Origin of the sequence: Mesobacillus subterraneus, assembly GCF_020524355.2 — a bacterium.
Lineage (GTDB): Bacteria > Bacillota > Bacilli > Bacillales > Cytobacillaceae > Mesobacillus > Mesobacillus subterraneus_C.
In genome coordinates, this window is sequence record NZ_CP129019.1 from 2,896,181 (window position 1) to 2,908,264 (window position 12,084).

Below are 12,084 nucleotides of genomic sequence, written 5' to 3' on the forward strand. Positions count from 1 at the left end.
GTAGGTGTAAACAAACAGCCTGACAATTGGAATGGACTTTTGAGCTTCTGGTTTGAACTTAAGTAAATCCAGGCGTATTCCTGCGTTAAAGGGATCCATGTTTCACTGAGGCATGGGCAGAGTGACTCATTCGTGAGTAATTAGGGTGGCAACACGGACCATTCGTCCCTAGAAATTAGGCGAATGGTCTTTTTTGTGTTCTTTTTTCTTCTGTTTTTACGTCAATTCAACCAAATTCAGACAGATTGAGAACAATATATATATATCTATAGGAGGAATTTATTATGGAAACTATTTTTTCTGGCATCCAGCCGAGCGGAACCATCACACTTGGCAACTATATCGGCGCGATGAAGCAATTCACTGAGCTGCAGGAAGAATATAATTGTTACTTTTGTATCGTTGATCAGCATGCGATAACTGTCCCGCAGGATCGCTTGCAACTTAGAAAGAACATAAAGAGCCTTGCTGCATTGTACATCGCTTCGGGGATTGACCCTGAAAAAGTTACCCTGTTTATCCAATCGGAAGTTCCTGCACATGCACAGGCTGGATGGATGATGCAATGCGTAGCCTATATAGGTGAGCTTGAAAGAATGACTCAATTCAAAGATAAATCCATTGGGAAAGAAGCAGTCTCTGCTGGTCTTTTAACCTATCCGCCGCTAATGGCTGCCGACATTCTTCTATATAGTACGAATCTCGTGCCAGTCGGCGAAGACCAAAAGCAGCATTTAGAGTTGACAAGGGATTTAGCTGAACGATTCAATAAGAAATTCAATGAAATTTTTACGATTCCAGATGTTCGCATCGCTAAAGTCGGCGCAAGGGTAATGTCCTTACAGGATCCTTTAAAAAAAATGAGCAAATCAGACCCTAACAACAAGGCTTTCATCTCGATGCTCGACGACCCTAAGCAAATCGAAAAGAAAATTAAGAGTGCAGTCACTGACTCAGAGGGTATCGTAAAATATGATAAAGAAAACAAACCTGGCATTTCAAACCTCTTGTCCATTTATTCTATCTTAACCAGCAAAGCAATCGCTGACATTGAAAAAGACTATGAAGGTAAAGGATATGGCGACTTCAAGGGAGACCTGGCAAAGGTTGTTGTTGATGTCATAGAACCAATCCAGAAAAAATATTACGAGCTGATTGATTCACCAGAGTTAGACGAAATTCTTGACCGTGGTGCTGAAAAAGCAAATTTTGTCGCAAACAAAATGGTAAAGAAAATGGAGAATGCGATGGGCCTTGGCCGCAAGCGCAGATAAGAATAAAACGGAGCTGACAATGCGTCAGCTCCGTTTTATTGTAATTGTTATCAATTTACTTTAGGGCCGTGCTCCATTTCCCAAAGTTTTTCGAAAAAGGATTGACCTTTGATAATGTTTTCGCAAAACTTCTCGTGTTTATGTGACCATCCAAACTTTGTCTCTTCATATAACTGTTCCCATACCTCTTCAAATCCAAGGCGTTGAATCTCTTCATATAATTCAGGTTTCCACTCTGTAAACCAGTAACGGACTTCAGCCACATTTTTTGAGGAACTCAATTGGTCCATGGCCATGAACAATAATTGTTTCAACTGTCTTTCTTTGCGTGTCAGCCCACTCATTAAATCTGGAGAAGGAGATAGGATATGGAAGTCCTTCAAAGCACTTTGATCATTGAATCCATATTGGATTGTATCCTGGTTTTCAATCATTTCGTACACCAGCTGTTCCTGGCGCGGAATAAGACGACTCTTTCGGATTGGGATATTATAACCGATTGTGTCAACAGCCAGTATACCAGTTCCATCGGAAACAACGAAACAGTAATCAAGCTGTGTACGTTCATGGTTTTTCCTCAAATATGCCTTACGGTAAATGTCATCCAGAAGCTGTTGAGGCAACTCTGATAAATCATTCTCAATGTAATTAAATAACAAATGGTCAATTTTAAGCAGTGGTACCTGGTCAAGCAGCTCTACTCCATCGTCCTTGCGCCATTCGTGGAAATGGCAGACATTATAACCGTTCTCTTCCCCTTCAAACCAGTTTACCCAGACATCATGAAGATACAACATGATTTTTAACCCCTCACTTCAAGAAACTGTTTGTCCATCAGTATGGGCATCACTAAGTAAAAATATTCCTTAAAAGGAAGATCAATTTTCAGCATTATTGTGCGGCCAATAAATACTTAACCAAATGATACCAATTCCAGCCGGCAGCAAGTAGCACTCCACTCTCCGGGACACAAAAGCTAAATACTCATCCACACCGTGCCCAGCCACAATCATATTCAAATAAGCGATTGAACTGATTCCTCCTGATACAGCCAGTCCAAAACCAATCGTCAAAACAAACAATCTAAAGATCATCAGATTGACTCTTTTCATTGGAGAATTTCATATCCCACACTTTCCTCACCCCGGCCTGTCCATTTTTATCATATATATGAAGGAAGTTGGCGGGAAATTACTGAAAGCTGTTTTAAATGTACCTGACAAAAGAGACAACTACATGAAAAATTCAGCAGTGTCACATAGGAAAGATTCTGAGTATGTATTACTTTCTAACTTATATTAATTTCTTGTCCGAACCTGGGTTGATTTCGTACATTTTATGCGGTTCCCATCACTGTTCTGGTCAAGCCTGGGGTGACTTCAGACATTTCCAGCCATCCCAGTAGTTGTTTTGGCCGAACTTGGGGTGACTTCGGACACTTCCTGCCTTACCCGTGGTTGTTTTGACCGAACCTAGGACTACTTCAGACATTTCCGGCGATTCCAGTTGCTGTTTTGGCCGAACCTGGGGTGACTTCGGACACTTCATGCCTTACCCGTGGTTGTTTTGGCCGAACCTAGGACTACTTCAGACATTTCCGGCGATTCCAGTTGCTGTTTTGGCCGAACCTGGGGTGACTTCGGACACTTCCTGCCTTACCCGTGGTTGTTTTGGCCGAACCTAGGACTACTTCAGACATTTCCGGCGATTCCAGTGACTGTTTTGACCAAACCCGGGGCTACTTCAGACATTTCCTCCACTTCCAACCTTCTATTTTGACCGAACCTAGGGCTACTTCGGACATTTCCAGCCATCCCTTTAGTTGTTTTGACCGAACCCAGGGCTAAATCAGACATTTGCAATAGTTCCTAATCCCCCTCTTACCTCACCCTCTGATAGAAAAATAGGCAAAATAAAAAATCTACCTTTGTATGGTAGATTTTTTAACGGCGTGATCTTGGATTCAATGCATCTTTTAAACCTTCACCAACGAAGTTGATTGACAAAATCGTGAGTGTGATGGCAAGGGCTGGTGGAATCCAGATCCACGGCTTTCCTTGTAATACGTCCGGCTCATTCGCGAACGCTAGCATGTTACCCCAAGATGGAATCTCGGAAGGTACCCCGAATCCCAGGAAGCTCAGTCCAGTTTCTGCGACTATCATAGAAGCAAACAGGATTGTTGCTTGTACGATGATGGTTGAAAGGACGTTTGGCAGTAAATGCTTTGTGATTACTTTGAATGGTGAGCATCCAATTGAGATTGAAGCAAGGATGTATTCATTTTCCTTCTCTGCTAAAATCTTGCTTCGGACTATCCTTGCTACCCCGCCCCAGCTCAGCAAGCTGATAACGATGATCAGGATGACAAGACCATTGATTTTACCGTGGAAAATTGTAGCTAAGACGATAACGAAAACAAGGAATGGGAAGTTCAAGACAAAGTCAGTAAAACGCATGAGCATGCTGTCAACGATTCCCCCGAAGTATCCTGCGATCGATCCTACAATTGTTCCAAAAAGGATGACAAATAGTGTACAGCTAATTCCGACTAAGAGTGATACCCTTCCGCCGTATAACAATCTAGTAAAAACGTCACGCCCGTTTTTGTCCGTTCCCAGCCAGTGCTCTGCAGATGGCTTTAAGGACATTGAGCCAATGTTGATTTTTGTGATATCTGTAGTTGTAATGTATGGAGCCAGAAAAGAGACAATCATTACGAATAATAAAAAGATCAAGCTTGTCATCGCCAATTTGTTTTTCACAAATTTTCTTCTAGCGATGGACCAAGGAGACATGCCTTTTTCCGGCTTCAGGTTTATCTGTGTATTATTTGCTGTAGAAACTTGCATAGCCATCCTCCTTAATCAAGCCTGATCCTTGGATCAACAATTCCGTATAGTATATCTGCAACTAGGTTCCCAAAAAGTGTCAAGAATGAGAACATCATTGTCAAGGTCATTAAGACTGGATAGTCCCTTTGGCTGACAGAGTTCAAGAATAATTGACCGATTCCCGGGTATGTGAAAATCGTCTCAGTGATGATCGCTCCACCGACCAACGCTACGATATCAAATCCAAGGAATGTAATCAGCGGGATGATTGAATTGCGCAAAATATGCTGATTGTAAATTTTCTTTTCAGGTGTTCCTTTTGCTCGTGCCGTTCTTACAAAATCCTTACGGCTGTTTTCTATAATGTCATTACGCAGGAATTGCGTATAGCTTGCAGTACTCAATAAACCTAATACAAGTGCTGGTAAGAATACATGATGAATTCTGCTTAGCCAATATGCAGCTGTACCTTCTGTTGTGGAAATATCCACGGAACCGTTTGAAGGGAACCAGCCCAATGTGAATGAGAAGAAATAGATTGCGAACACCCCTGCAACAAATGATGGCAGGGCCAGTCCAATGTAGTTAGCGGTACCTATAACGTTATCGCCAAGAGTATATGGCTTTCTTCCGGCATAAATACCCATGAAAAATGCAAGAATATAAGTGATGAAAATACTCGAAAAACCTAGGAATATTGTATTTGGCAAACGTTCTCCAATGATATCACTTGCCGGGATTTTATAACGGGTTGATTTACCAAAATCACCCTGCATGAAGTTTGTTATCCAGGTAAAATATTGAATATGGACAGGATCATTGTAACCAAGCTTCTCGCGCATCTCTTCTATGTATGCCGGATCCGTATTGTTCGGATCGATTTCCCCACTAAGTGAGTCCCCTGGCATAAGTTTCGCCAGGGAAAACACTACAATGGAGATAAGGAAAAGCATAGGAATCATGCCGAGTATGCGACGTAAACTGTATTTAAGCATATGCATTCTCCTTAACTGAGTAGGTGGGATTTAATGATTATTGCTTGATCCACCATTCATGAGGTGAGTTAGTGCCTGAAACGTCAATTTTTAGGCCTTGTACACGTTTTGCAACAGCCATTACTTCTTCTAGCTCAAGAATTGGAAGTGCAGGCACTTCTTCGTTGAAAATCTTCTGCCAGTCAGCATATAGCTTTGCACGCTTTTCAGTATCAGTTCCTACTACTTCTAGATCAACAGCATCTTCAAGAAGTTTTTGAGCATCATCATTTACCCAACGTGGGTAGTTCCAAACAGATTCAATTCCCCAAAGTGGTAGTGGATCTGGATCTGTACCAGTTCCCCATCCGCCGTAGAATACTTCAAGAGCTGGATCGTCTTTTTCAAGTTGATCATAGTAAAGGTTAACGTCAGTCATTTGAAGCTCAGACTTCAAACCAACTTCTTCCCAGTACTGAGTCATAGCTTTTGCACGTGCTTCGAAAGTCGGGTTGCCAGTAGCATAGTGAGAGAACTTAACTGTGAACTTCTCACCTTTAGGATCTTCACGGAATCCGTCTCCATCCTTATCTACATAACCAGCTTTATCAAGGATTTCTTTTGCTTTTTCAGGGTTGTACTCGTATTGTACAGGCATATCTTTGTTATCTGCAGCAATCCAGTGTGCAGATGGAATCGGACGGTTAAGTGGCTGTCCTAGTCCGCTGAAGAAAGCTTTTACCCATTCTTCACGGTTGATTGCGAAAAGCATAGCCTGACGCAATTCTTTGCTTGCATACTTGTCTTTATCCATTACGTTTTTCTTGCCATCGTATTTACCAAGTTTGAAACCGATGTAGTAGTAAGATAAGCCAGGAGATTTTACTACTTCAACATTATCAAGCGCTTCGATTTCAGGAAGAACTGTTGGGTGGAATGGAGTCATGTCAAGCGTTCCATTTTTAAGTTCTCCAGTTGTTAGAGAAGAATCGATAACTTTAACGACGATCTTATCTAAGTGAGGAGCGCCTTTCCAGTAGTTCTCGTTCTTAACTAGTTCTACTGATTCACCAGGGATAACCTTTGCAACTTTGAATGGACCAGTTCCTACAGGCTTAGTGCGAACCTGCTCAGAAGCAGCCATGTCTTTAGGTGCGATTCCTTCGAATTCCTTGCGAGAAAGAGGGTAAGCCCAAACGTTTTCAAGGTTGTTTACGCGAGCTTTGTCAAAAGTGATTTTCAAAGTATAGTCATCAACTACTTCAAGACCAGCAATTTTGTCAGCCTTTCCTTCGTTGAAATCCTTAGCACCTTCGATAGTATTAACGTTAGACCAACGCTGGTGTTCTCCACCAAGAGTAGCGATTGTTTCGATAGCGAATACCCAGTCATTAACTGTAAGTTCTTCGCCATTGTGCCATTTTACGCCTTTTTCAAAAGTGAACGTGAATACTTTGTTGTCGTCAGTAGTCCAGCTAGCAATGTTTGGCTGGGCTTTAAGGTTTTCATCATAGTCGATCAATGCATCGTCGAAGAATGCGATGATGTCATCGTCTCCGTCAGCATCGTAGAAGTTCCAGTTCAAAAGGCCTTTGAATTCAGAACTTAAAGCGTAAGTCAATGTACCGCCATCTTGCGGTCCTGTTTCTTCTGCTGCGTTGTCCTTGTCGTCTTCTTTCGGATCAGTTGTTGTCTTCTCTTTGTCTCCTCCGCTGCACGCAGCAAGGAATGTTGATAAAACCAATACTAGCATAGCTAGCCAAAGCAATGGTTTCTTCATGGTTTTCCCCCCAATTTCTTATATTTTTTTGTAAAATTATTGCCCTAGTAAAGGTGGCAAGCAACTCGGTGTCCTGGCTTCACCTCCTTTAAAGCTGGCTTCACTTGAGAACACTCTGCCATCGCAGCTGGACAGCGTGGATGGAATGGACATCCTGTAGGAGGGTTCAATGGACTTGGAACATCTCCTTCAAGTACAATCCTTTCCTTCTTCCTGCGCGGGTCCGGCATTGGAATGGCTGAGATTAAAGCCTGTGTATATGGGTGGAGCGGCTCAGCATACATGCTGTTGCGGTCAGCAATTTCTACCATATTGCCGAGATACATTACGCCGATCCGGTCACTCATATGCTTAACGACACTTAGGTCATGAGCGATAAATAAGAAAGTCAGGTCAAATTCCTTCTGAAGCTCTTTTAAAAGATTGAGAACCTGGGACTGCACCGATACGTCCAGTGCTGATACCGGCTCATCTGCAATGATAAGCTTAGGCCGAAGCGCCAGGGCCCTTGCAATGCCAATCCTTTGTCTCTGCCCGCCTGAAAATTCATGGGCATATTTATAGTAAGCATCTTCAGGAAGACCAACTTTTGTCAATAAATCCATTACTTCATCTTTAAGTTCCTTCAGGCTTGCATTCTTGAAGTTCCTGATAGGTTCTGAAACAATGTCCCCGACCATTTGCATCGGGTTCAATGAAGCATACGGGTCCTGGAAGACCATCTGGATATCCTGGCGGATTGCCTGCAGTGTCTTGCCTCTTAGTTTGGTGATATCCTTGCCTTCAAAGATAATTTCTCCATCTGTTGCATTCAGCAGGCGGATGATCGTCCTGCCTGTTGTGGATTTACCGCAGCCTGATTCTCCTACTAGTCCCAATGTCTCACCCTTTTTAATTTCGAATGATACATCATCGACAGCCTTAACATTGCCGATTGTACGGCGGAAAAAGCCACCTTTTACAGGATAATAGGTTTTCAGATTCTTAATTTCCAGCAAATTCTCTTTTTCTACTAAAGTTGTATTGCTCATTATGCCTTAACTCCTTCTTTTGGCATACTTGCTTCATATAGAATGCACGCCACTTCATGTCCTTGCTCGACTTCTCCAAGCTGTGGAGTGATGCTTGTACACTCTGGCATCGCTTTTGGACAACGGTTTGCGAATCGGCAACCAGTTGCCGGCATATTCTTAAGTGAAGGGACAATACCCTTGATTGAGCTTAATTCTTCTTTTTCCTCATCCATTTTCGGAATGGCACCCATCATCAGTTCTGTATAGGGATGCTTTGGATTATAGAAAAGTGTATCGACATCAGCTCGTTCAACGATCCGGCCAGCATACATGACAATGACTTCATCACACATCTCAGCGACAACGCCAAGATCGTGGGTGATCATGATGACTGACATATCATTTACTTCCTGGATGCTCTTTAGCAAGTCCAGTATTTGGGCTTGTACAGTTACATCCAATGCTGTCGTTGGCTCATCCGCAATCAGGAGCTTCGGCTGATTAGCGATTGCCATCGCGATCATAACCCTTTGCCTCATTCCCCCGGAAAGCTGGTGTGGATATTCATCCACGATTTTCTCTGGTCTAGATATACCAACGCTCTTCAGCAGCGCAACACTTTTTTGCCTAGCTTCTGCTTTTGAGATTTTCGTATGGTTGAACAATACTTCCTGCAGCTGGAAGCCGATTGTGAACACTGGGTTCATCGATGTCATCGGTTCCTGGAAGATCATCGAGATATCGCGCCCGCGGATTTTATTCATTTCCTTTTCGGACATCTTTTCCAGGTGGACTCCTTCGAAAATGATTTCCCCGCTCCGAATTTTCCCAACCCCTTTTGGCAGGAGCTGCATGACTGAAAGGCTCATAACCGATTTACCGCACCCTGATTCGCCAACAACCCCGACAATTTGCCTTGGTTTGACAGCAAAACTGACCTTGTCTACAGCATTATAAAATTCACCATCGATATCAAAAGCTGTTTCAAGGTTCTTGACTTCTAACAAAGGTGCTTCTTTATGTATTGAATAGTTGCTCATTGGGACACCTTCTCACATTTAAATAATAAAATATTCTGCAAATTCGATATATTTTAATAAAATGTTATTACAGATTTGTTACATTTGCAATACTTTTTTTTCAATTGGGAAATTTATAAATTTTTTAAAACAACAAAAAACCCGGTATGACAGGGTTTTGTTAGTATTGAAAATAATTAAAATTTTAAAAACTTTGTAAATTCTTTAGAGGGAATGCTAAACGATGCTTTTTCAGAAAAATATCCATTCTGTTTGTATTGCTTCACAATTTCATAGCCAACTGCATAGCCGAGAAGGGCAGGCCGCCCCCCTAATCCAAACAAAATTTCATCATGCTGGCGGTCTTCCCTCTGGATCGAGAGCTTTTCTTCGACCTCTTTTGCCCAATACTCACTTAAAACTTTTGTCGAATATCGCCTACTCCACTCTCCTGTATATGTGTCACCGCAGTTTTCAGCCACAGCATGCTCGGCAAGACCTTCTAGAATAATTGAATCAAGGAGAGTGTATTCCGCTGGATTTTTCTTTTGTGCCCGCATCCTGCAAACATGGTGGTATTCGTGGACAAATAATGCTTCCAGTTCTTTCTCATCGTTTATCGGAGTCAGGAAGAGAAACATTTTATCAATAAAAGATAATCCTGATTTCCCTTTCCCTTCCCTCATTAACTTTGAATTCGCTTGATCCAGGGGAAAGATGAAGATTGGGATATCTGGTCCCTTCCATTTTGTTTTATACTTGTTGAAGATTTTTTCTGTCACTGACCAAAAGTTTCCTGACTCCAGCTCTTCCAGCGCCTTCCTCGATCTGCTGTGCGGCTTGTACATGCCGAAGTTCTTTAAATAGCTGTAAATTTTTTTGGAATCAACATCACCTTCAAAATAATCAACCAGCTTTTCACATACACGGTATGGACTGTTGAATTCTGTTTCTAACCATGTATCAGTCCTGACTACCCCATCGCTCTCCCTCCGATGAATTCAATTTTTACAGCTATTTTATGACAATAGCCGCCAATAGTTCTGGGATCAATTAATCATTTTAAAAAATTTCCCAACATCAAGAAAAGCGCAAGCGCCTTGGTCAGCCCCGACAAGCGCTGGAGCTTGATTAAGAAAACCCTTATTTTGAATTTTTTATAGGTTCGTAGTAATAGAAAAAAGCCAGGTTTCCCTGACTCATTTTTAATATGATAATAAAACTTCAACATTCGAAAGTTATAAAAAAAGATTCATCCCACTACTCATTGATCTTAGGGTCAAGTGCATCCCTTAGCCCATCGCCAACAAAGTTAAAACAAATGACCGTCAGCAATATCATTAATCCTGGTGCCAGTGGGTACCACCATGATTTTAATAAAATCGTGAAATTTTGTGCGTCCTGAAGCATGTTGCCCCAACTTGCGTCAGGAGGCTGAATGCCCAGTCCCAAATAGCTTAATCCTGATTCTGCCAGGATGACATAGCCAACTGCCAATGTAGCTGAGACAATGATAGGCCCCATCGCATTCGGAAGGATATGCGAAAAAATAATCGTATGTGTCCTGGTTCCAATTGTTTTTGATGCGAGGACAAATTCCCTCGACCTTAAGGAAAGGAATTCTCCTCTGACAAGACGAGCAGTAGTTGTCCAGCCTAGCAGTGCGAAGATTAATATTAGCTTATCCACTCCTGGCTTGAAGATCGTCACTAGTGTAATCAGTAAGAAAATGGATGGGATTGATAGAATGATATCTACAAAGCGCATGATTATAGCGTCAACAATCCCTCCAACATAGCCCGCGACTGCTCCAAGGAAGGTTCCGATTGTAATCGAGCCCAACACCGAAGCGAAACCGACCAATAGGGATATTCTTGCCCCGTACAAAAGTCTGGAGAAGACATCCCTGCCAAATCTGTCTGTCCCGAGCCAGTGGTCACTATTTGGCGGCTGCAATTTCAACAGCAGGTTTTGTTTGGAAGGCGAGAATGGTGCGATCACTGGTGCTAAGAGTGCTGCCGATATTATTATGATCAAGAAAATTCCGCCAAAGATGGCAAGCTTGTTTTTGAAAAACTTCCTGACTATGATCCCGAGCATTGTATCCCGCGAGGTTTTGATGCCATGCAAGTCAAGGCTGCCAGAAGTATTTCCAGCTAGATTTGTTTTTGCCATGTTTTCCTCCCCTTAATACTCGATCCTTGGATCAAAAATTGCGTAAAGTATATCGGCAATCAGATTACCGATGACAACAAATACCGATGAAATTACGGTTAAACCCATAAGCACTGGATAATCCCGCTGGAAGGCTGAGTCTACGAACAATAAGCCAATCCCTGACCAGGTGAAGATTTTTTCAACAATGACAGCACCGCCAATGAAGGAAGGAATCATCAAGCCGAAAATCGTGATAACTGGAATCAGGCCATTACGTAAGCCGTGTTTATAGATGACTTTGTTTTCTCTAAACCCCTTCGCTCTTGCAGTCCTCATATAATCCTGCTTGATGACTTCTAGCATGCTGGATCTTGTATACCTGGTCAATCCGGCCATGTCGGCGGAAGCCAAAACAAATGCCGGCATGATTAAATGGTGTATCCTGTCCCATATGCTGAAAGGAGCATTCAATGTCGCTACCCCTCCAGTTGGGAACCAGTTATTCTGTACGGCAAAGACCATGATTAAAATCAGGCCAAGGAAGAAGTTTGGTGTGGCTACTCCAAAAAAAGAGGTGACTGTTACTGAATAATCCAGCTTGGAATACGGTCTTGTGGCTGAAATAACTCCAAATGGAATCGAAATCAATATGGACAGGATTGTTGAGACGACCATCAGTAGAATCGTATTAGGCATCCTGTTCATGATCATTTCAATTACCGGAACACCCTTGCGGATAAGCGATGTACCAAAGTCCCCCTGAAGCATGGCTCCCAGCCACTTTAGATACTGAATATGAACAGGATCGTTAAGTCCGTACCTTTCCATGAACCTTTCCTTATCTGCCGGACTGATTGTCGGATCCATCATCAGGCTGGCAGGATCACCGGGAGCTAGCTTCATGATTGCAAAGGAGACAATCGTAATCCCCAGAAGCAAAGGAATGACCATCAGTATTCGGCGAATGATATAAGATAGCATGACAATTCTCCTTTAGTAATTAAGAGATTTATATTAAAGGCATGTTTTTCTT

At 42.4% G+C, this 12,084-nt stretch carries 12 protein-coding genes and 1 other annotated feature (1 of these 13 running past the window's edge); of the genes, 1 reads left to right on the forward strand and 11 read right to left on the reverse strand.

Annotated features, from left to right (window positions below; all coding sequences use genetic code 11):
- Positions 1-173 (forward strand) — a binding site (T-box leader) (it extends 56 nt beyond the left edge of the window).
- A gap of 108 nt (positions 174-281) precedes the next feature.
- Positions 282-1,274 (forward strand): tryptophan--tRNA ligase, encoded by a 993-nt coding sequence (gene trpS, locus LC048_RS15105; protein ID WP_226600386.1) that lies wholly within the window; start codon positions 282-284, stop codon positions 1,272-1,274.
- Positions 1,275-1,324: 50 nt separating this feature from the next.
- On the opposite strand, the gene LC048_RS15110 is transcribed toward trpS, so the two are convergent.
- The 11 genes from LC048_RS15110 to LC048_RS15160 form a co-directional block, all read right to left on the reverse strand.
- A complete protein-coding gene (locus LC048_RS15110) occupies positions 1,325-2,071 on the reverse strand; it encodes a YjbA family protein (protein ID WP_226600206.1) in 747 nt (248 codons plus the stop codon).
- An 81-nt stretch (positions 2,072-2,152) separates the two neighbouring features.
- Positions 2,153-2,368 carry a YuzI family membrane protein gene (locus tag LC048_RS15115; protein ID WP_226600205.1) on the reverse strand — a complete coding sequence of 72 codons (216 nt, stop codon included), beginning with the start codon at positions 2,366-2,368 and terminating at the stop codon, positions 2,153-2,155.
- Positions 2,369-2,965: 597 nt separating this feature from the next.
- Positions 2,966-3,130: a hypothetical protein gene (locus LC048_RS15120; RefSeq protein WP_306047994.1), complete on the reverse strand. Its 165-nt coding sequence runs from the start codon at positions 3,128-3,130 to the stop codon at positions 2,966-2,968.
- Between the two features lie 87 nt (positions 3,131-3,217).
- A complete protein-coding gene (opp4C, locus tag LC048_RS15125) occupies positions 3,218-4,126 on the reverse strand; it encodes an oligopeptide ABC transporter permease (protein ID WP_306047995.1) in 909 nt (302 codons plus the stop codon).
- An 11-nt stretch (positions 4,127-4,137) separates the two neighbouring features.
- Positions 4,138-5,103 (reverse strand): oligopeptide ABC transporter permease, encoded by a 966-nt coding sequence (gene opp4B, locus LC048_RS15130; RefSeq protein ID WP_226600202.1) that lies wholly within the window; start codon positions 5,101-5,103, stop codon positions 4,138-4,140.
- A 37-nt stretch (positions 5,104-5,140) separates the two neighbouring features.
- On the reverse strand, positions 5,141-6,862 hold the full coding sequence (gene opp4A / locus LC048_RS15135) for an oligopeptide ABC transporter substrate-binding protein (protein ID WP_226600201.1): 1,722 nt from the start codon (positions 6,860-6,862) through the stop codon (positions 5,141-5,143).
- Positions 6,863-6,906: 44 nt separating this feature from the next.
- Positions 6,907-7,893 carry an ABC transporter ATP-binding protein gene (locus LC048_RS15140; protein ID WP_226600200.1) on the reverse strand — a complete coding sequence of 329 codons (987 nt, stop codon included), beginning with the start codon at positions 7,891-7,893 and terminating at the stop codon, positions 6,907-6,909.
- Positions 7,893-8,915, reverse strand: a complete 1,023-nt coding sequence (locus LC048_RS15145) for an ABC transporter ATP-binding protein (RefSeq protein WP_226600199.1) — start codon at positions 8,913-8,915, stop codon at positions 7,893-7,895. The genes LC048_RS15140 and LC048_RS15145 overlap by 1 nt, the downstream gene beginning before the upstream one ends.
- A gap of 176 nt (positions 8,916-9,091) precedes the next feature.
- The gene (locus LC048_RS15150; protein WP_306047996.1) at positions 9,092-9,676 is read right to left on the reverse strand and encodes a DUF2268 domain-containing putative Zn-dependent protease; all 585 of its coding nucleotides are present in this window, start codon (positions 9,674-9,676) and stop codon (positions 9,092-9,094) included.
- 478 nt (positions 9,677-10,154) lie between these two features.
- Entirely contained in the window at positions 10,155-10,994 is an 840-nt protein-coding gene (opp4C, locus tag LC048_RS15155) for an oligopeptide ABC transporter permease (protein WP_226600385.1), read from the reverse strand.
- An 87-nt stretch (positions 10,995-11,081) separates the two neighbouring features.
- Positions 11,082-12,032, reverse strand: a complete 951-nt coding sequence (locus tag LC048_RS15160) for an ABC transporter permease (protein WP_306047997.1) — start codon at positions 12,030-12,032, stop codon at positions 11,082-11,084.
- Between the last annotated feature and the right edge of the window lie 52 nt (positions 12,033-12,084).

Coding starts and splice junctions, on each gene's coding strand:
- LC048_RS15110 (WP_226600206.1), bottom strand. CDS start 2,071: ATGTTGTATCTTCATGATGTCTGGGTAAACTGGTTTGAAGGGGAAGAG.
- LC048_RS15115 (WP_226600205.1), bottom strand. CDS start 2,368: ATGATCTTTAGATTGTTTGTTTTGACGATTGGTTTTGGACTGGCTGTA.
- LC048_RS15120 (WP_306047994.1), bottom strand. CDS start 3,130: ATGTCTGATTTAGCCCTGGGTTCGGTCAAAACAACTAAAGGGATGGCT.
- opp4C (WP_306047995.1), bottom strand. CDS start 4,126: ATGCAAGTTTCTACAGCAAATAATACACAGATAAACCTGAAGCCGGAA.
- opp4B (WP_226600202.1), bottom strand. CDS start 5,103: ATGCTTAAATACAGTTTACGTCGCATACTCGGCATGATTCCTATGCTT.
- opp4A (WP_226600201.1), bottom strand. CDS start 6,862: ATGAAGAAACCATTGCTTTGGCTAGCTATGCTAGTATTGGTTTTATCA.
- LC048_RS15140 (WP_226600200.1), bottom strand. CDS start 7,893: ATGAGCAATACAACTTTAGTAGAAAAAGAGAATTTGCTGGAAATTAAG.
- LC048_RS15145 (WP_226600199.1), bottom strand. CDS start 8,915: ATGAGCAACTATTCAATACATAAAGAAGCACCTTTGTTAGAAGTCAAG.
- opp4C (WP_226600385.1), bottom strand. CDS start 10,994: ATGCTCGGGATCATAGTCAGGAAGTTTTTCAAAAACAAGCTTGCCATC.
- LC048_RS15160 (WP_306047997.1), bottom strand. CDS start 12,032: ATGCTATCTTATATCATTCGCCGAATACTGATGGTCATTCCTTTGCTT.